The sequence below is a fragment of the Erythrobacter sp. JB2-19 genome, from assembly GCF_057365005.1.
The window spans coordinates 1,827,797-1,847,686 of record NZ_CP200290.1 but is presented as its reverse complement, the minus strand read 5'-3'; the positions used below and the strand labels follow the sequence as shown (position 1 = coordinate 1,847,686).

At 58.8% G+C, this 19,890-nt stretch carries 16 protein-coding genes; 6 read left to right on the top strand and 10 right to left on the bottom strand.

Going from position 1 to position 19,890, the window contains the following annotated elements; all coding sequences use genetic code 11:
* On the top strand, nucleotides 1-1,323 hold the full coding sequence (locus tag AC0V6O_RS08795) for an AmpG family muropeptide MFS transporter (protein ID WP_486143301.1): 1,323 nt from the start codon (nucleotides 1-3) through the stop codon (nucleotides 1,321-1,323).
* Here AC0V6O_RS08795 and AC0V6O_RS08790 read toward each other — a convergent pair.
* The 6 genes from AC0V6O_RS08790 to AC0V6O_RS08765 form a co-directional block, all read right to left on the bottom strand.
* Entirely contained in the window at nucleotides 1,320-2,618 is a 1,299-nt protein-coding gene (locus AC0V6O_RS08790) for a bifunctional folylpolyglutamate synthase/dihydrofolate synthase (RefSeq protein WP_486143299.1), read from the bottom strand. The two genes, AC0V6O_RS08795 and AC0V6O_RS08790, sit on opposite strands and share 4 nt — an antisense overlap.
* 26 nt (nucleotides 2,619-2,644) lie before the next feature.
* Entirely contained in the window at nucleotides 2,645-3,493 is an 849-nt protein-coding gene (gene accD / locus AC0V6O_RS08785; protein WP_472638902.1) for an acetyl-CoA carboxylase, carboxyltransferase subunit beta, read from the bottom strand.
* A 26-nt stretch (nucleotides 3,494-3,519) separates the two neighbouring features.
* The gene (trpA, locus tag AC0V6O_RS08780; protein ID WP_486143297.1) at nucleotides 3,520-4,314 is read right to left on the bottom strand and encodes a tryptophan synthase subunit alpha; all 795 of its coding nucleotides are present in this window, start codon (nucleotides 4,312-4,314) and stop codon (nucleotides 3,520-3,522) included.
* Nucleotides 4,311-4,709 carry an endonuclease domain-containing protein gene (locus AC0V6O_RS08775; RefSeq protein ID WP_486143295.1) on the bottom strand — a complete coding sequence of 133 codons (399 nt, stop codon included), beginning with the start codon at nucleotides 4,707-4,709 and terminating at the stop codon, nucleotides 4,311-4,313. The genes trpA and AC0V6O_RS08775 overlap by 4 nt, the downstream gene beginning before the upstream one ends.
* A gap of 321 nt (nucleotides 4,710-5,030) precedes the next feature.
* Entirely contained in the window at nucleotides 5,031-6,248 is a 1,218-nt protein-coding gene (trpB, locus tag AC0V6O_RS08770) for a tryptophan synthase subunit beta (protein WP_486143293.1), read from the bottom strand.
* A gap of 21 nt (nucleotides 6,249-6,269) precedes the next feature.
* On the bottom strand, nucleotides 6,270-6,911 hold the full coding sequence (locus AC0V6O_RS08765; RefSeq protein WP_486143291.1) for a phosphoribosylanthranilate isomerase: 642 nt from the start codon (nucleotides 6,909-6,911) through the stop codon (nucleotides 6,270-6,272).
* Nucleotides 6,912-7,011: 100 nt separating this feature from the next.
* Here AC0V6O_RS08765 and AC0V6O_RS08760 point away from each other — a divergent pair, with 100 nt between their 5' ends.
* A complete protein-coding gene (locus AC0V6O_RS08760; protein ID WP_486143289.1) occupies nucleotides 7,012-7,485 on the top strand; it encodes a hypothetical protein in 474 nt (157 codons plus the stop codon).
* A gap of 318 nt (nucleotides 7,486-7,803) precedes the next feature.
* Here the strand turns inward: AC0V6O_RS08760 and pyrF are convergent, their stop codons facing one another.
* The 3 genes from pyrF to purB form a co-directional block, all read right to left on the bottom strand.
* Nucleotides 7,804-8,478, bottom strand: coding sequence for an orotidine-5'-phosphate decarboxylase (gene pyrF / locus AC0V6O_RS08755; protein WP_486143287.1), 675 nt, complete (start codon nucleotides 8,476-8,478; stop codon nucleotides 7,804-7,806).
* A 1-nt stretch (nucleotide 8,479) separates the two neighbouring features.
* Nucleotides 8,480-8,860 carry a DUF1049 domain-containing protein gene (locus AC0V6O_RS08750; protein WP_486143285.1) on the bottom strand — a complete coding sequence of 127 codons (381 nt, stop codon included), beginning with the start codon at nucleotides 8,858-8,860 and terminating at the stop codon, nucleotides 8,480-8,482.
* Between the two features lie 99 nt (nucleotides 8,861-8,959).
* Nucleotides 8,960-10,270: an adenylosuccinate lyase gene (purB, locus tag AC0V6O_RS08745; protein ID WP_486143283.1), complete on the bottom strand. Its 1,311-nt coding sequence runs from the start codon at nucleotides 10,268-10,270 to the stop codon at nucleotides 8,960-8,962.
* A gap of 275 nt (nucleotides 10,271-10,545) precedes the next feature.
* Here purB and AC0V6O_RS08740 point away from each other — a divergent pair, with 275 nt between their 5' ends.
* Nucleotides 10,546-13,281 carry a DUF3857 domain-containing protein gene (locus AC0V6O_RS08740; RefSeq protein ID WP_486143281.1) on the top strand — a complete coding sequence of 912 codons (2,736 nt, stop codon included), beginning with the start codon at nucleotides 10,546-10,548 and terminating at the stop codon, nucleotides 13,279-13,281.
* Between the two features lie 110 nt (nucleotides 13,282-13,391).
* Nucleotides 13,392-15,563, top strand: a complete 2,172-nt coding sequence (locus AC0V6O_RS08735) for an FAD-dependent oxidoreductase (protein WP_486143279.1) — start codon at nucleotides 13,392-13,394, stop codon at nucleotides 15,561-15,563.
* Between the two features lie 23 nt (nucleotides 15,564-15,586).
* On the opposite strand, the gene radC is transcribed toward AC0V6O_RS08735, so the two are convergent.
* Complete coding sequence (gene radC / locus AC0V6O_RS08730; protein WP_486143277.1) at nucleotides 15,587-16,321, bottom strand: RadC family protein; 735 nt, start codon at nucleotides 16,319-16,321, stop codon at nucleotides 15,587-15,589.
* Between the two features lie 85 nt (nucleotides 16,322-16,406).
* Between radC and AC0V6O_RS08725 the strand changes: the two genes are divergently transcribed.
* Together AC0V6O_RS08725 and AC0V6O_RS08720 are read left to right on the top strand one after the other, a co-directional pair.
* Complete coding sequence (locus AC0V6O_RS08725; RefSeq protein WP_486143275.1) at nucleotides 16,407-19,622, top strand: intermembrane phospholipid transport protein YdbH family protein; 3,216 nt, start codon at nucleotides 16,407-16,409, stop codon at nucleotides 19,620-19,622.
* Between the two features lie 47 nt (nucleotides 19,623-19,669).
* Nucleotides 19,670-19,888 carry a YnbE family lipoprotein gene (locus tag AC0V6O_RS08720; RefSeq protein ID WP_486143273.1) on the top strand — a complete coding sequence of 73 codons (219 nt, stop codon included), beginning with the start codon at nucleotides 19,670-19,672 and terminating at the stop codon, nucleotides 19,886-19,888.
* Nucleotides 19,889-19,890 lie beyond the last annotated feature (2 nt).

Here is a 19,890-nt window from a genome sequence, read left to right as displayed (position 1 = left end):
TTGGCTGAGCCTCAGTTAACCGCGAAGCGCGATTGGTGGAGCGCGGTGAGGCCCTATTTTGAGAAGGAATCGCTGGCGGCGTTCTTTGTCGGCGTGTCCTCCGGCTTTCCCTATGCGATGATCGGCGCGACGTTGACGACGCGGCTCGCGCAGGATGGGATCGACAAGGCGACCGTCACCGCGTTCACGCTCGCGTTCCTCGTCTATAATTTCAAAGTGTTCTGGGCGTGGTTGGTCGATGGAGTGCGGATCCCGCTGCTCGGCCGGTTGGGGCAGAGGGTATCGTGGATGCTGCTATCCGGCGTGATGGTGATTGCGGCGGTGGTCAATCTCGCGCTGGTCGACCCATCGGGCAATCTGCCCGCGACAATCCTTGCCGCTGTGCTGGTCGGTATCGCCGGCGCGACATTCGACATTGTGATCGATGCCTACCGGATCGAGACGCTGAAGCCGTATCAGCTGGGCACAGGCTCAGGCATGAACCAATATGGCTGGCGCGTCGGCTCTGCGGGGGCAGGGGCCATCGCGCTGGTGGTCGCGGTGCGATATGGGTGGGAGGCCGCCTATCTCTCCTGCGCTTTGCTGGCGCTGCCCGCGATGCTCACTGCGCTGATCATGGGTGAGCCCGCGCGGCGGCAAGTCACGATCGCGCGCAAAGGTGTTTCTGACGTGTGGCAGTCGATCGCTGGCCCTTTCAAAGAGTTCTTTCAGCGGCACGGCGCTTGGCTCGTCCTGGCCTTTATCCTCGTCCACAAGATCGGCGATACGCTCGCGAATCTCACATTCCGGCTGCTGTTTGATGACCTCGGTTTCAGCAATGATGAGATCGCGATCTACGACGTAGGCGTGGGCTTTTGGGCCTATCTGATCGGGATATTTGTGGGCGGGATCATCTATGCGCGCCTGGGCCTCAAACGCTCGGTCCTGATCGCGCTCATTCTGATGGCAGTTTCCAATATCAGCTTCGCGGCCTTGGCTGCGGCGGGGCATTCTAACCTGGGGCTCGCGTCGGCCATCGGGTTTGAGAATTTCGCCAGCGGATATGGCGGCGTGGTGGTGGTCGCCTATTTCTCGGCATTGTGCGACCTACGCTTTACCGCGGCGCATTATGCGATGATCAGCGCGGCGGCGAGCATCGTCGGCAGGCTGATCACGGGGACCACGGCAGGCGGCCTGATAGAGGCCACCGGTTATGTGAATTTCTACTTGCTCACCACCGTATTGGCGGTGCCGGGAATTGTGCTGTTCTGGTGGATGATGCGCACTGGATTGGTTGACGATTCCATGGGCACGGCGGGCAGGGAGCAATTGGATCTCAGCTAGTCAGGGATCTCGTCATTCAGGCGCAGGACTTCGCCCGCGAGATAGAGCGATCCCGCGATCAGCACAGGGCAACCGTCCTCGGGAATGTTGAGCAGCGCGTCTTCAATGTCCGATGCTGCTCGCGCATCGGGTCCAAATGCTTCGGGCGGGTGACAATTTTGGCCGGGCACCGGGACGACGGTGAGGCTGCGAACGCTATCGCCCAGCGGATCGAGCAGTGAGCGCGGGTTTTTATTGGCGAGCATGCCGAGGATTAGGTGCAGGGACTTGCTCGCAAACTCTGCCGCGATGGCTTCGCCTGCACTTCGATTGTGGCCACCATCGAGCAAGACCGCGGAAGAGGTTAGGGCCGTGAGCGGCCCGTCGCCTAGCCGCTGCATCCTTGCTGGCCACTTTGCTTGTCGAACACCTGCGTAAATTGAACTGGTCGATACCGTTATCGACTGCTGGCATCGAAGCATGGCCACCGCCAAACCAGCATTGAGTCTCTGATGATCTCCCAACAGACTTGGAGCTGGCAGCCTTAGCTCATCATCGCCAAAGTGATCTTCGTAGTGACCCGTTTCGTCGTCTGCGTACCATGTCTTTCGATACGCACGGAGCATTGCACCGGAAGCCTTAGCTGACGCGACGAGTTGACCATCGGCTTGTGGGCCATTTTCCATCGTCACCAGCGGCACGCCCCTTTTCGCAATCCCTGCCTTCTCAAACGCAATTCGCGCTATGGGTTCTTTCGGCACGCCGTCCTCCGGCGCGAGCAGAAACTTCTCATGATCAATGCCCAGCGCTGCGATCCCGCAGGCCGCCAGCGCATCCGGCTCCAGCACATTGGTTGCGTCTAAGCGCCCGCCGACCCCGACCTCGACCACGCAGGCATCGGCGGGCACGCGGTTGAACGCCAGAAAGGCAGCGGCGATGGTGACCTCGAAAAAGCTCGGGCCGAGATCCTCGCAGGTGTCGAGAACCTCGGCCAACAACGTCGCCAAATCCGCGTCGGAAATCAATTCTCCGGCCAGCCTGATTCGCTCATTGTAGCGCACCAGGTGTGGGCTTGTGGTCATATGGACGCGGTAACCTTCCGCCTCCAGAATCGCGCGCAGAAACGCGCAGGTGGAGCCTTTGCCATTGGTGCCGGCGACGTGGAAAACCGGCGGCAATTTGCGATGCGGATTGCCGAGCCGCTCCATCATCGCGGTGATCGTCTCCAGCCCGATGCGTCCGTCCGGCACGCTCAGCTGGCTAAGGCGGTCAAGCTGAGCCTGAACGCGCGGGTCGTCGGACTTTCCGAAATCCATCGCTTTGCCGGCGACCAGATGCGTGCCTACGCCGCGACGGGCGGCTGCAGATAGTCGATGACATTGGCCAAAGTGGCTTTCAGATCGTGGCGCTTCACCACCATGTCGACCATGCCGTGCTTGTGGAGGTATTCCGCGCGTTGGAAGCCTTCGGGCAATTGCTCACGAATGGTGTCTTGGATCACCCGCTGTCCGGCAAACCCGATCAGCGCGCCTGGCTCTGCAATCTGGATATCACCCAGCATCGCATAGCTGGCGGTGACGCCGCCCGTGGTCGGGTCGGTCAGCACGACGATGTAGGGCAGGCCGGCCTCTTTCAGGCGGCGTGTCATCACGGTGGCACGCGGCATTTGCATCAGGCTGAGAATGCCCTCCTGCATGCGCGCTCCGCCAGCGGCGGTCACCACGATAAAGGGGCATTTGCGGGTCAGCGCGCGCTCGGCACCGGCGCAAAACGCCATGCCCACGGCCATGCCCATCGATCCGCCCATAAAGCCGAAGTCCTGCACCCCGACGACCGCAGGGTGGCTGTCAATTGTGCCCGATCCGACGACAAACGCATCGTGATGCGGGTTGTTGGCCCGCGCGATTTTCAGCCGGTCGGTGTATTTCTTGCTGTCTTTAAACTTCAGCGGGTCTTCGGTGACCTGCGGCTGAGGCAGCAGTTCAAACCCTTCGTCCAGCAGCAGGTTCAGCCGCGCATCGGCGCTGATCCGGCCGTGATGCTCACAGCGCGGGCAGACCGAGAGATTGTCCTCAAATTCCTGAACAAACAGCATTTCCTGGCAGGATTTGCATTTGATCCACAAATCCTTCTCAGAGCTGCGCTTGTCGCTAAAGCCCAGGGAATTGCGGACACGGGTGAACCAGTTCATTTCAAAATCCTGTTTGCTTGGGCGGTTTAGGCTCTAGCCGTGTGGACCGCGTGCGCCAATGTCGATGTCAGCTCTTGTAGCTTGGCGGGAGCCTCTGCGCCATATTCGCCGATGATTTCCACAAGTGCGGATCCCACGACGACGCCATCGGCGACCTTGGCGATATCCGCCGCTTGCTCTGGCGTGCGCACCCCAAAGCCAACTGCAATTGGCAGATCGGTGGCCGCTTTGAGCGCGGCGACAGCCTCTTCGATGGAGCCAGTGGCGGCCTGTTGCAGCCCTGTGATCCCAGCGACAGAGACGTAATAGAGAAAGCCGCTCGAACCCTCTAGCACTTGCGGCAGGCGCTTGGCATCGGTGGTCGGGGTGGCGAGGCGAATGGGCGAAATGCCAACGTCGCGCAAAGCCGGACCCAGCGCATCGTCCTCTTCTGGCGGAATATCGACGCAGATGACACCGTCCACGCCTGCGCCCTTGGCGGCCTTTGCAAACCATTCAGGCCCGCGCCTGATCATGGGGTTGGCATAGCCCATCAGCACCAGTGGGACATCGGGGTGCCTCTCGCTGAACTCGTTGGCATATTGCAGCACATCGGCGGTGGTGGTGCCCGCGCCAAGGCTGCGCAGGTTGGCGCTTTGGATCGCGGGGCCATCGGCCATCGGATCGGTGAATGGCATGCCCAGCTCAATCACATCCGCGCCGCCCGCGACCAGCGCATCAAGATTGGCGGCAGTGTTGCCATCGCCAGCTGTGATGAAGGCCACCAACGCAGGGTGACCCTTGTGAAAGGCCGCAGTGAGTGGGGAAGTGGGACGTGTCATTGCTCAGCCCCCTCACCTTTTGGGGAGGGGGTTGGGGGAGGGGAACTTGCCCGCAAGTCAGCTACAAACTCAGACAATTGCACCAAAACTCCGTCCATATTTCCCATCACATTAAAATTTGAAAATCTGATCACACTGTATCCGTGATCCTCAAGGGCTTTGGTTCGCACCGCATCATAGGTTTCGCACCCGGCATGTGTATCGCCATCGACCTCAATGACCAGCTTTGGATCGTTAGCGGCAAAGTCAGCGATGTGGGAACCAATTACCTTCTGCCTACGGAATTTTATCCCTTGGAATCGGCCAGCGCGAAGCTCCATCCATAGCCGCTTTTCGGGCTCCGGCATTGCCTTGCGCATGTCTTTCGCGCGCTGCGTGAGAGCGGCGCTGCGCATTACCCCTCTCCCAACCCTCTCCCCTGAAGGTGAGAGGGCTTTTGGGTTATGAGGGAGAGGTTAGCGATGGTCAAAGCGCACTGCCAACCGATTTGCGTTTTCCCCTGAGGATGGCTGCGATCAGAACAACGAAAAGCGTATTTGCGATCAGGAACCCAGGATCAGCAAGGTTTTCAACGAAACCCCAAGCCCGAGGTCTAAGCTCGCGCTCGAATGTCGCCCGTAAATATAGGAACCAATCCATCGCGATATTTCCGCCAAGCCATAGAAGCCAACCTTCAAGGTAGCATCGAGGGAAACTGTCTTTCGCGAACACTACGCTCACATCGCCACCCCAAGCTTTTCAGCCACAGTGAAGATGTCTTTATCGCCGCGGCCGCATAGGTTCATCAGGATGATCTCGTCCTCGCCCATCTGCTTCGCTCGCTGTGAAACGGCAGCGAGAGCGTGTGACGGTTCTAGCGCAGGGATAATCCCCTCCGTACGGCACAGCAATTGGAAGCCGTCGAGTGCTTCCTTGTCAGTGACGGCGGTGTATTCCACCCGGCCGCTTTCTTTCAGCCACGCGTGTTCTGGCCCAATGCCCGGGTAATCGAGCCCGGCGCTGATCGAGTGGCCTTCGGTGATTTGGCCGTCTTCGTCTTGCAGCAGGTATGTCTTGTTACCGTGAAGCACGCCGGGTGATCCGCCCAGCAGGCTGGCAGCGTGTTCATCACCGTCCAGCCCGTGGCCTGCCGCTTCTACGCCCAACATTTTCACATCGGCATCGTCGAGGAACGGGTGGAACAGGCCAAGCGCGTTTGAGCCGCCGCCAATGCAAGCGACCAGCAGATCGGGCAGGCGGCCAACGCGGTCCAGCATTTGCGCGCGTGCCTCTGTGCCGATCACGCTTTGGAAATTGCGCACCATCTCTGGATAGGGGTGCGGGCCAGCAGCGGTACCGATGATGTAGAACGTGTCGTGCACATTCGCGACCCAGTCGCGCAGCCCCTCGTTCATGGCATCTTTCAGGGTCGCGCCGCCACTGGTGACGGGCACCACTTCTGCGCCGAGCAATTTCATGCGGAACACGTTGGGCGATTGCCGTTTTACGTCCTCTGCGCCCATGTAGATCACGCAAGGCAGGCCAAAGCGTGCGCACACAGTCGCGGTGGCAACGCCGTGCTGTCCCGCGCCGGTTTCGGCGATAATGCGGGTCTTGCCCATGCGGATCGCGAGCAGGATCTGCCCGATGCAATTGTTGATTTTGTGCGCGCCGGTGTGATTGAGCTCGTCGCGCTTGAACCAGACCTGCGCGCCGCCTAGCGCTTCGGTCAGGCGCTCGGCATGATAGAGCGGGGAAGGGCGCCCGACGTAATGCTTCATCAGGTCGTCAAACTCAGCCGCAAAGGCCGGGTCTTGCTGAGCCGCGCGATATTCCCGCTCCAGATCTAGGATCAGCGGCATCAATGTTTCGGCGACATAACGTCCGCCAAACTCGCCAAAATGCCCGCGATCGTCAGGCTGGTTCTTAAAGGAATTGGGGGTGTTATTGTTCATCGTGCGCCTTTGGGCATGTATTCAAGCGTTTCGGGCGGCTTCGCAGAAGGCCGCGATCTTGTCCACGTCCTTCACGCCGGGCGCGGTTTCCACCCCGGATGAGGTGTCGACCAGCTCCGCCCCAGTGGCGCGAATGGCCTGCGCCACGTTTTGCGCATTGAGGCCGCCGGCGAGGCCCCATGGCACCTTATGATCGTGACCATGCAGTAATTCCCAACGGAAGGTTTCGCCATTACCGCCGGGCAACTCCTTAGCGGGAGCATCAAACAGGAAACGGTCGATCTTGCCGATGAACTTACTGGCGCGCTCCAAGGTTCCTTCGTCTCTCAGGCCAACGGCCTTCCAAACCTCGACATCGGTCTTCTCGCGCACCAATCCGGTCCATTCGGGCGTTTCGCCGCCGTGAAACTGGACGACGTCTGGCTTCACGTCGGCAATGATTTTGCCCATTGCGGTGACATCAGCGTTTACGGTCAGCACGACGGCTTTGACCGAGGATGGGATGAGCGCGCGGAGCCGCGCGGCCTCCACCAAGGAGACGTGGCGCGGGCTTTTCTCAAAGTGCACCAGGCCGATATGCGTTGCTCCAGCGGCTACGGCGGCTTCGATGGTCTCAGGCGTTTTGAGCCCGCAGATTTTGATTAATGGCGATGTGCTTGTCATGGGCGTGCTTTAGAGCTTGCAATGCGCAGCGCATAGCTAGAATTATCCGCTGCTGCACAGGTTTTGCTGGCGAATGTGCGTTTCAAATGGGGAATATCTAATGCGTTTTACTGGGTTTTTGACGGCGTTTGCGGCGCTTTTTCTGGCGGCCTGCAATCCGGTTGCGGCAACGGAAGGCGCAGAGGCGGAGATTGCTCAGTTCCAGGAACGCTTTCAAAGCGGCGATTTGGACGCGATTTGGCGGACGACCCATCCGGAGTTTCGCAAGCTGGTGAAGAAACCGCAATTGTCGATAATGCTCACCGATTTTCGCGAGCTTTTTGGCGAACTGGAAAGCACCAATCGTCAGAGCATCAATGTCAATTCGATGAATGGCACGACCAGCGTCGAGATTGTGATGCGCAGTCAATTTGCGAATGGCGAAGCGCTGGAGACATTTGGGTACCGCGAGCAAGGTGAGCGATGGATGCTCATCAATTATGTGGTGCAATCGCCGCTGATCGACGATTACGACTTCTCAAAGCTTGAGAGCGATGGGTTGATCTATGAAGCCGCACCGGAGGCAGCGGAATAGGGCAATATTTTTTGGTTAGAAGCGCTTACGAGCCACGTTGAAGAGCAATCCGCCTAGTGCCCCAATTGCCCAAAATGCGAATACCGGTGAAAAGACGATCAATCCCATTCCAAAGTAGTAGCATCTTTCACCGGGCGGGATCGGTACACAGCCATCAATTGCACCCCACGAGAAATATAGAATGGCTGGTAGCAGGCATGTGACCACGAAAAATGTCCGGCGGAGCCAAGCTCTTTGAACTGCCGAGACACCGACCATGACGATTAGGCCTAGTGCGAATATCAGCAAAAGCGTCAGCAGCGGCAGCCAACCCATTTTCTAAAGCGTCGCTTCGATCGCTCTTGCAGCGGCGACTGGATCTTCTGCGCGGCTGATCGGACGACCAATTACCAGTACGCTCGCGCCATTGTCTCGCGCAGAACGCGGGGTCACCACCCGTTTCTGGTCGCCGGTTCCGCTGCCATTGGGGCGTAGGCCGGGGACGACAAAGAAGCCGTCTTTCCACTGCTTGCGCACTTGGCCAACCTCTTGGCCGGAGCATACGACCCCATCGAGGCCTGCATCATGCGCTAATTCGGCAAGCCGCATCACATGCGTTTCCGGGCTGCCATAAACGCCGGTGCGCGTGAGGTCGTTTGCATCGAGGCTGGTGAGTGTGGTCACGGCCACCACCTTACAGCCCTCCGCCGCCGCTGCCTTGGCATCTTCCATCATGGCGCGGCCACCACTGGCGTGCACGGTGACGATGGCCGGCTCGCACAAATGCACCGCCTGCATCGCGCCGGCAACAGTGTTCGGGATGTCGTGAAATTTCAGATCAAGAAAGATGGGCAGGCCAACATGCGCGATTTCATGCACGCCGTGGCTGCCATGCGTGCAGAAAAACTCCAGACCCAGCTTCACGCCGCCGATATGCGCTTTTACCTTTTCAAGCAGAGCCTTGGCAGGCTCAATTTGCGGCATGTCGAGCGCGAGATAGACCGGATTGCTCATATCAGGTGCTTTCAGGTTTCGCTGCGGCGGGGTCAGGAGTGAGGGTGCCTGTATCCGGCATCTCAACCGCCTCGGGTGCGGCGTCCGGCGCAGGAGTGTCCGAAGTCGCAGCCGGGGCGTGACGCTGAGACAGAGCGTTTGATTTCACCGCGTTCTCAAGGCTGCGGATGCGGCGATTGAGCGACCATTTCACCCCGCGGTGATACAGCCACATCGGCACAATACCGAGCAGGAATGACACGATCACGATTGCTGGAACCCGAGTATCCCACACCAAGCCTGGCCAGATCCGCACTTCGGTCGCGCGGTCGAAATTGCCAAAGGTGAAGGCGATGATTGCAATCAGAATCGCAATCCAGATGATCGTGCGCAAAATTTGCATGCAGAGTTTCCTAAACGGCTAAGCCACTGGCGATGTTTGAGCGACCCAGAACCTAAGCCTTTTCAGCCTTGAGTCTAGCGCCAGCTACGCTGCGGCGCATCAGCCAAAGACGCGGGCAAACACCGTGTCGACGTGTTTGAAGTGATATCCGAGGTCAAATTTGTCTTCGAGCTGTTCGTTGGTGAGGGCGGCGGTAACCTCCTCATCACCCTTTAACAGGTCGAGCAATTGCAGTTGCCCATCCGATTCCCACACCTTCATCGCATTGCGTTGAACCAGGCGATATGCATCCTCGCGGCTGACACCGGCCTGGGTCAGGGCGAGCAGCACGCGCTGTGAGTGAACAAGGCCGCCCATCCGGTCCATATTGGCCTGCATGCGCTCTGGATAGACCAGCAGCTTGTCGATCACGCCGGTGAGGCGCGCGAGCGAGAAATCAAGCGCGATGGTCGCATCGGGGCCGATGTAACGTTCGACTGAGGAGTGTGAGATATCGCGCTCATGCCACAGGGCGACATTCTCCAGCGCTGGCATGGCATAGCTGCGGATCATGCGGGCTTGGCCGGTGAGGTTTTCGGTGAGGATCGGGTTGCGCTTATGCGGCATGGCCGAGGAACCCTTTTGCCCAGGTGAGAAATACTCCTCAGCCTCCAGCACTTCGGTGCGCTGCAGGTGCCTCACTTCCACTGCGAGGCGCTCAATCGAACCAGCGATGACGGCAAGCGTCGCGAAATACATGGCGTGGCGATCACGCGGGATCACTTGTGTGCTGACCGGCTCAGGTTTCAGGCCAAGCTTTTGCGCAACATGTTCTTCAACTGCAGGATCGATATTGGCAAATGTGCCGACCGCGCCGGAGACCGCGCAAGTTGCGATTTCCTCGCTTGCCGCGATCAGGCGGGTGCGGCACCGGTCAAACTCGGCATAGGCCTGAGCCATTTTGAGGCCGAACGTCACCGGCTCTGCGTGGATACCGTGGCTCCGGCCAATGGTGGCGGTGTATTTGTGCTCTTCTGCGCGGCGTTTGATTGCTGCGAGCAGTGCGTCCAAATCCGTAAGAAGAATGTCAGACGCGCGCGCCAGTTGCACCGCCAGCGTCGTGTCGAGCACGTCGGAGCTGGTCATGCCTTGGTGCATGAAGCGTGCCTCATCGCCCACTTGCTCGGCGACCCAGGTGAGAAAGGCGATCACGTCATGCTTGGTCACCGCTTCAATCGCGTCAATCGCCTCAACGTCGATTTTTGGGTTCGTCGCCCACCAATCCCACAATGCCTTTGCCGCACTTTCCGGTACCACGCCCAGCTCGCCCAGTTTCTGGGTCGCATGGGCTTCAATCTCGAACCAGATGCGGAATTTCGCCTCAGGTTCCCACAATGCGCTCATTTCCGGGCGGGCATAACGAGGGACCATGGCTTGGGAACTCCAGTGAGAAATTGCGTGGGTAAAGATGTGGCTGCGCGGCTATGCCGCATCTGCGCACTTGGCAAGGGCGAGGGGCGCGCATTGCCCCAGTTTCTGCATGAATTAGTATGCGCGGCGCCGGCTCTAAATTGTTTATCAATCGAATTGCTGTTTTCTCATTTGACAGCAGTATTTCGCGTTATAGTCTGGCGGCAATACAGGGAAAACGGGGCCTAATTCATGACATTCCAAGTTTCGCGGACGGCAGTTTCGCTGATCGCACTATGCTGTTCGTCGGCGGTGATGGCGGGGAAGAGCCGCTGTATCAGCCCGCGCCCGCTTGGATTGAGCCGGTCATATTGGCCGAGGTTGAGCGTGATCCCACCAATCGGCAAATCGTCAACGACACTCAGATTCGCATCGAAAATGGGCTGAACTGGGATTACACCGATGTGGTTTACCGCGTCGCCAGCCTGTCCGACCTGTCCAATGTCGGCACTCTGACGGCGCAATGGCTGCCGGACAAAGGCGATTTGATCGTCCACGAGATTTCGATTCTGCGCGGCGCTGAGGTGATCGACCTGGTTGAACAGGGCGAGGTTATGGAGGTGCTGCGCCGCGAGCGGATGCTGGAGCGGCGCATTTTGGACGGCTCCCTAACCGCGACATTGTCGGTCCCCGGCCTCGAAGTCGGTGATGAACTGCGCATGCGCTATTCAGTGACCAATTCCGATCAGGCATTGGGCGAAGAGGTCCAGACCCAGCGTTTCCTGTGGCGCGAGCCCAATAGGGTGGCCGATTTTGCGCGCATCCGCGCCTCATGGCCCAACGATCTGGATGTTCGGTACAAGGCAGGCCCCAACTTTGACCTGCCGCAGGTTGAGCAATCGGGCGGCCACAAATGGCTGGAGGTGACGCTGCCATTGGAAGAGGCCGACGAGCTGCCCAGTGATGCACCGCTACGCTATCGCCGGGGCACAATGTTGCAATTGGGCACGTTTGCCGATTGGGCCGAAGTGTCCAGCACAATGGCCCCCTATTACGAGACCGATGGCGCACTCGACGGCCTTGATGATTTAATGGTCAAAGTAGAGGCCATTCGCACCGAACATACCGGCGATCTTGAGCAAGCCGTGGCCGCACTGGAACTGGTGCAAGAGGACATCCGCTATCTGCTGAACGGGCTGGATGGCGGGAATTACCTGCCCCAGGATGTCGCGACAACGTGGGAAAACAAATACGGCGATTGCAAAGCGAAGACCGTTATCTTGCTGGCGATCCTGGACCATCTTGGAATTGCGGCGGAGGCGGTGCTGGTTTCGAGCCGCGCAGGCAATGCCGCTCCAATTTCCTTGCCAATCCCCGGTGCGTTTGACCACGTGCTGGTGCGCGCAGAGATAGACGGCAATCTGTATTACCTCGATGGCACATCGCTTGGCGCGAATATGCATACGGTCGGCAATGTCCCACCGTTTGAATACAGCCTGCCCATTCGGACCGCCGGTGCGCAGCTTGAGCCGATTAAGCAGGTTCTGCCGCGCGCGCCGGAAGTGGAAATGGACATCGCGGTCGATACCTCTGCCGGTTTGGATTTGCCCACGCTGGTGACCTTCGAGATAAAATTTTGGGACGCCGCCGCAGCGCAAATGAACGCTGAGGCGGAAAAGCTGAACGATGAAAGTCGAAAACAGATCGGTCGCAGGTTTGGCGGCGAAATGGCTGTGCTGGACGTGGAAGTCATCTCTGGTGAGGATGATAGCGAAGCGACCCTCCTGATGACTGGAATTTCCGAAAATCTATTCGCTTTCGAGGGTGCAAAGGGCGAAATTGACGCACCGATAGCGGCAAAGCAGATCACATTTGCGCCCAATCGTTCGCGCAAGGAATGGCGCGATTTGCCGGTTTCCGTTGGGACTAGCAGAAGCGTGGCCTACAGCATGACAATAACGCTGCCTGATGACTTCGATGGCTATGACTTGAGTGGAAGCGACCCAATTGATGTAGAGGTCGCTGGACAGCGCTACACGCGCCAGACGAGCTTGGACGATCGGGTGCTTCAGGTGTCCGAAATCGTGAGCACGCGGGGCGGTGAAATTTTGCCTGAGGCATTCCGCGAGGAACGCCGGAAAGCTGCCGGCCTAGCTCGACAAGAGACGAAGCTGACGACCTCTGATGATGTGCCGCGCCGCTGGCGTTTTGCAAGAGGGGCGGATCGCAGCGTCCTGCAACCGCTAGAGGCGGCCTACGCGGAATTGATCGCCAATGATCCTGACGAGGTTGATCCGTATCTACACCGGGCAGGCTTTCGTTATGTCACCTATGATTGGGCCGGTTCGCTGGAAGATATGAACAAGGTCATCGAGCTTGAGGCGACGGCGGAATATTACGGCCAGCGCAGTTCTGTGCATTCGCAATTGCTCGATCTGGAAGCCAACAAAGCGGATTTGGAAGAGGCCTATGCGCTCGATCCCACACCTTGGCGTGCGATGGATCTCGCCACCGCAATGGCCGACTTAGGGGACATTGCCGGTGCGCGCGAAATTATCGAATATGAGGACGGAGACGAGGAAGTTCGCCAGGGTCTCACGGTTGCTCTCGCAGAGCTGGATGCAATGGAAGGTCAGGCAAGCGAAGGATTCGCTATGATCAATGAAATGCTTGCCGATGACCCCAACGATTCAGGCCTGCTCAACGAAGCCTGCTGGTTCAGCGGAACATGGAATGTCGCGGTCTCAGACGGGATTTCCGTATGCACCAAGGCGGTTGAGAACAGCGGCGAATCGGCCAACATTCTTGACAGCCGCGCGATGATCTATCTGCGTAATGGCATGTTCGATAAAGCCATGGCCGATATTGATGCGGCGCTCGAATTGGAGCCGGATCAAACGGCATCGGTGCTGTTGCGCGGTCTGATCCGACTTGAGCGAGGCGACAAGGCCGGTCAAGTCGATGTCGACGATGCGCTGGCCCGGGAGCCAATGCTCGCAACGCGTTATCGGCGCTGGGGCTTTGACCTTTAGAATTGCCTAGAGGGGATGATCTGCCGTTCGATCAGCACAGCTTTGCATGTCCGCATTCTTGTAACTAAGGTCATGGCTTCACGAACTTAGCTGCAAGGAGGCTTGGTCGTATGACAAGCGCGGCAGAAATGACCTTGCAGGAGGAGCGCCTGTCGCCATTTGTGCGAGTGACCTTGCGCAGCTGGGCAAAGCTCTATTCCGGCGGGGCCGAAGTCTTTTGGCCGTTTACCGACATCATCGTGAGATTTTTTCTTGCGCAGAGCTTCTTTCGGTCGGGCTTGGTAAAGGCAGCGGACTGGGACAAAGCGGTTTTTCTGGCAGCGAATGAATATCCGGTTGGCTGGATGGCACCAGACACCGCCGCCGCGGTGGGGCTGTCGATAGAGCTGATCGGTCCAGTCTTGCTGCTGCTTGGATTTTTTACCCGGCCAGCGGCGCTGGCGATGGCGGTGCTGACGATTATTTCGCAGGCTGTTTATGTCCCCACGACCAGCAATGTGCTGATCTCTGCTATGCTGCTTTGGTACGTGTTCCATGGGCCAGCGGCATTCTCGCTCGACCGACTGCTGTCTTCGGGCCTGAAAAACAGTGCATTGCCATTGGCGCGAACAGCGGTTCGATTTGGAGAGCTGCTGAAGGAGCGCGGCGCGCCCATGGCGATGATGCTGATCCGGTTGTGGCTGGCGCTCACTCTGTTGGCGTTTGCTGGTGTGTTTGAGCCTTCGGTGGCGTTAGCGACGTGGCTGCCGATAACTATCTTTACTGGCTTTCCAGAATGGCTGGCGATTGTCTTTGCCGTGTTGCTCGCGACAGGGTTTGCGGCGAGCCTGGTGTCCTATGCGCTTGTGCTGCTGATCGGCCTGTTCATGATCGTCGGCGTGCATCCGAATATCACCTTTTATCCGATCCTGTTCCTGGCGATCTATGAATCGCGCGGCGCGGGCAGCGTGTCGCTCGACAACCTGATCTACTCCTGGATGGAAAAGAACATTCTGTTCGACCGGGATTATGCCGATATTCCGGATCATTGGCCGCATATTGTGGTGGTTGGCGCTGGGTTTGGCGGGCTGGCGGCGGTTGCGCGATTGAAGCGCCTGCCAGTGCGCATCACTTTGATCGATAAGCGCAATTACCACCTGTTTCAGCCCCTGCTTTACCAGATCGCCACGGCTACATTGAACCCGGCTGATATTGCGACGCCGATCCGCAGCCTGTTCAAACCCGATGGCAATGTACGGGTGATTAAGGGAGAGGTTTCGGCGATCGATGCAGAGACCAAGACGCTGACTTATGGTGGCGGAGAGCTTGGCAAGCAGTCGCTGATCTATGACAAGCTGGTGCTCGCAACCGGGGCATCGCACAGCTATTTTGGCAAGGATGAATGGGGCGCCTTTGCTCCCGGTTTGAAGACGGTTGAGGATGGCGTCGCGGTGCGCGGATCGATCCTTGAGGCGTTTGAGCAGGCCGAGGCAAGCAATGACCCAGAGCGGGTGAAACGATTGTTGACCTTCGTCGTAGTCGGGGCGGGGCCGACCGGTGTGGAGCTGGCCGGGGCAATTGCAGAGCTTGCCAAGATCAATGTCGAGCGGGAGTTTCGCACAATTGACCCCGGCAGCGCGCGAGTGATCCTGGTGCAATCGGGGCCGCGTGTACTCCCGGCCTTTCCTGAAGAATTGGCGGCGAAAGCTGCCGAATCGCTTGAAAAGCTTGGCGTGGAAATTCGCACAGGTGGGCGGGTGACAGAGATCGCCGCGCGCCATGTTATGATTGGCGATAAGACCAAGATTGAGACCGAAACCGTACTGTGGGCGGCGGGCGTCACTGCGTCTCCAGCGGGTAAATGGCTGGGCGCGGAATGCGATCGCTCTGGCCGGGTGTTGGTCGACCAGCGGCTGCGCGTGAAGGGCCAAACCGATGTGTTCGCAATTGGCGATACTGCGGGCAGCAGCGCATGGGATGGGCAGCCGGTCCCTGGGCTTGCTCCCGCTGCGAAACAAGCAGGCGGCTATGTCGGCAGGCTGGTCGAGGCTGAGCTGCTGGGCAAGGAAAGCCCAGGCCCATTTGAGTATAAGCATCAAGGCAGCCTGGCGACGATTGGCCGCAAGTCGGCGGTGGCGGATTTTGGCGCTTTCAAGCTGTCAGGCGCGCTAGCCTGGTGGCTGTGGGGTGTAGTTCATGTCGGCTTCCTTACAGGAGCGCGCAACCGGGTGACGGTTATCCTCAATTGGGGGTGGAGCTTCTTTGCCAATCACGCTGGCGTGCGTCTGATCACGAAGTCATGATAATCGGCGGTGCGTAACGAGGCCTAAATCAGTCCTTTCGCGCGCAGGCTCACGTGCCCTTCGCGGCCAACGATCACGTGGTCATGCACGATCACGCCGAGCAATCGGCCCGCTTCGGCAATCTGCTTTGTGACTTGGATGTCTGCGCGGCTCGGCTCCGGATTGCCGCTGGGGTGATTGTGGACGAGAATCATAGCGCTCGCGCCAACATCCATCGCCTTGCGAATAACCTCACGCGGATGGATAGAGGCTTCGTCAATGGAGCCGTCGCCAACATGGTGATCATCGATCAAGCGGTTCTTGGTATCGAGATACAGTACCCGAACCCGCTCGACTGTCAGATGCGCCATATCGATGGCAAGATAGTCCATCAGGCTCTGCCACGAGCCCAGCACTGGCCTATCCGTCACTTCGCTGCGCGCCATGCGCCGGGCAGCAATCGCCACGCTCTTGAGCGCAGCCGCGCTGCTGTCACCGATCCCTTTAACTTGTTTGAGGGTGGCAGGATCCGCATTCAGCACGGACGACAGCGAACCGAATCGTTTGAGCAGCGCCTTGGCGACGGGCTTTGTGTCTCCCTGGCGCATTCCGGCAAACAGTAGGAATTCCAGCACTTCGTAGTCGGCCAGTGCCTCTGCGCCGCCTTTCAGCAGGCGTTCGCGCAGCCGCGCTCTATGGCCAGCGCCCGCGTGCTTTCCAGCATCGCTACCGTTCCCGGTGCCGGGCTCATCGCCAAACATGTCTTCAGCTTGCGGCAAGCTGCCTCCTTATAACGCGGCTATGCGCGCTAGTGTCTTGCTTGCATTGCCTTTAACGCTCGATGCGCGCAAGTGTGAGCTCATCATGGCGTCAGCCCAAACGGAACATCTTGAAGAGACGCCCAAGTGGAGCCTGTGGCCGCGCCGCAGACGTTGGCGCGCGCTCATATTGGTATTGTCGCTGCTCGGTATTGCCGGCGTGTGGGTGTGGATGGCGCGCGAGCAATATGCGGGCAATTTCATCGATGGAGAGCTGGCGAAGTTAGAGCTGCCAGCTGACTATGAGATCGTATCGATTGGCCCGCAGCGCCAGGTTCTGCGCAATCTGGTGATTGGCGATGCTGGACGGCCTGATCTCACAATTGAGCGGGTCGTGGTTGATCTGGAATACAGCTTCGGCGTGCCGTCTATCGGCACTGTAGAGGTGATCGGCGCGCGATTGTTCGGCTCTTATCGCGATGGCCATTTGAGCTTCGGGGCGCTGGATGAGGCGATTTTTGGCGAAAGCGAAGCGGAGCCGGGTCTGCCAGCGATCGATGTGAAACTGGTCGATGCACGCGGCCTGATTGAGAGCGATTATGGCGCGATTGGCCTAAAGGCATCGGGGCAAGGGCTGCTGAGTGACGGATTTGAGGGTGTACTCGCCGCGACTGCGCCGGATCTGGCGATTGGGGGATGTTCACTGCAGGCTGCGACGCTTTATGGTGACGTCACGACGTCAGGTGGCGAACTGGAGTTCGACGGGCCACTGAGACTGCGTGCGCTCGATTGTGCAAATGAAGGCGCGCAGCTCGCGAGTGCAGATGTGGCCACGCGTTTCACCCTTGCATCGGATTTCGCCAGTGCAGAGGGTGAATTGGATCTGACAGCTGAGCAATTGGCCATAGCAGGGTCAGAGGCGTCGACGCTTGATGGCGATGTGCGACTAAGCTGGAAAGACGCCCAGTTGAAAGTGCGCCATGATTTGCGCGTAGACAATGCGGTGACGCCCTATGGCGCGGTGGCCGGACTGTCGCTGGACGGCACGCTGAGGGCGCAAGACAGCTTTGATGCACTGGAATGGGCTGGCCGCTTGGAGGGCGAGGGTGCAAGCATTGGCGGTGCCCTGACCGAGCAATTGCAGGCCTCCCGTAGCGCGGTCGAGGACACATTGCTCGAACCTTTGCTAGCTCGATTTCAGCAGGGTTTCGGTCGTGCGACACGCGATGGCACGGTGATCGCCGATGCAACATTGCGCGTATCACCAGAGGTAACGAGCCTGATTGTGCCGGAGGCCCGCCTTAAGAGCGCATCGGGAGAGACTTTGCTCGGGGTATCGCGTCTGGCATGGACCAGCCCGGTCGACGGCCTTGGGCGGCTTAACGGCAATATCGCGACCAGCGGCGAGGAGATCCCGCGCATTTCCGGTCGGATGGAGCAGGTCGGCGATGGCAATCTTGCGCTGCGCCTGAGGATGGAAGAATTCGCAGCCGGGGACAGCAGGCTCGCCGTTCCAGAGTTGCTGGTGACGCAGGCGCCAAGCGGGGCTCTGAGATTTGCGGGCGATGTGCGGGCCTCTGGCGCGCTGCCGGGCGGCAGCGTTCAGGGGCTCAGCCTGCCGCTTGAAGGGACATGGTCGCCGCGCGGCGGGCTGATCGCGGGGCAAAGCTGCGCCAATGTCCGGTTTGATCGCCTTGCGCTCTATGATCTGGCGCTGGATCGCCAAAGCCTAAGACTGTGCCCCGGCGTGGGCAGCGCTATGGTGCGTTACGATGATAGCCTCAAAATCTCGGCGCAATTGCCCAGCCTGGCCGTACGCGGGGAAATTGCTGGCAGTCCGCTGCTGCTCGATACTGGAGCCCTTCGGCTTGGCTATCCCGGCGCGGCCAATGCCTCCAATGTTCAGGCGGTGATCGGGACGCGTGAGGAGGGGCTGAGCCTCTCGCTCGGCAACTTAGAGGCGAGCTTTGGCGACACAATCGGCGGCGCCTTCAGCGATGGCGAGGCGATGATTGGTCTGGTCCCACTCGATCTGGACGAGGTCAACGGCAATTGGCTCTATGAAGACGGCATCCTTAGCATTGACGAGGCGCAGTTCCGCGTCACCGACCGGGAGGCAGTCGACCGATTTGAGCCGCTGATCGCGCGCGACGCCGTGATGGTGCTGAACGGCAGCGATATTCGCGCCGAGGCAATGCTGCGCCATCCCGGATCAGATCGCGAGGTCGTGGCGGTCGATATCGTGCACAATCTCAGCACAACCGTTGGCAACGCGCGTTTGGATGTAGGACGCCTTGCCTTTGATGATACGTTGCAACCCAGCGATTTGACGATCTACACCGACGGCGTCGTCGCCCTGGCGAAGGGTGATGTGAGCGGGCAAGGGCAGATCAATTGGACTGCCGATGATATCTCCAGCGGAGGTGTTTTCACCACAGAAAGGTTTGATTTCGCTGCCGCCTTTGGCCCGGTGAAGAACGCGCGTGCGACGGTGGAATTCACCGATCTCTTGGCGCTAACAACAGCGCCTGATCAGATAGTCGATCTCGGCTCCATAAACACAGGCATCGAGGTGCTAGATGGCAAGATCACCTTCGCTCTTGAAGAGGGACAGCTGGTCAAGCTGAAAGACGCGCGCTGGCCGTTCATGGGCGGAGAGTTGGTCATGCGCGGGGTCGACCTCAATTTCGCGGTGCCAGAGGAGCGGCGCTATATCTTTGAGATAATCGGGCTCGATGCGGGCACATTTATATCGGAGATGGAATTCGGCAATCTTGCTGCGCAGGGGATCTTTGATGGTACGATCCCGATTATCTTCGATGCCCAGGGTAATGGCCGAATTGAGAGCGGGTTGCTGATCTCCCGGCCTCCGGGCGGCAATCTCTCTTATGTAGGAGAACTTGCCTATGAGGATCTGGGAACGATCTCCAATTACGCCTTCGATGCGCTGCGCAGCCTCGATTACAATCAAATGGCGATCACCATGGATGGGAGTCTGACTGGCGAGATTATCACCAGCGTTCGGTTTGACGGGATCAGTCAGGGCGAGGGCACTTCGCGCAATTTCGTGACAAAGCAAATCGCGCGCCTACCGATCCGGTTCAACATCAATGTCCGCTCACAATTTTGGGAGCTTAGCCGCCTGCTGCGCTCCACTTACGATTCCAACTATTTGCGTGATCCATGCCTGACGTCCGATCCAAAATGGCGCGCAAGCCGGTTTTTCCAGGTCGCTTGTCAGAACACGCCTGACGTCAATCCTGAAGACATTCCGGCAAATGAACTGTCCATTCAGCCTCAAGAAAGCGAGAATACGCCATGATCATGTGGAATTTGACCGATCTATGCGGCGCTGCCACAGGCCTATCTATGACTGATAGACTGAATTCATGGCGAACCGTGGGTCGGGCCGGATTGATGGGAGCGGGCGCAATTGCGCTTTGCGGTCCATTGGCGGGGTGCATCAACGTTGCTGCACCGGATAAGCCGATTGTGATCGAGCTTAACATCAATATCCGGCAGGAAGTGGTTTTTGCCTTGGCCGAAGATGCGGCCAACACGCTTGAGGAAAATGCGGATATCTTTTGATG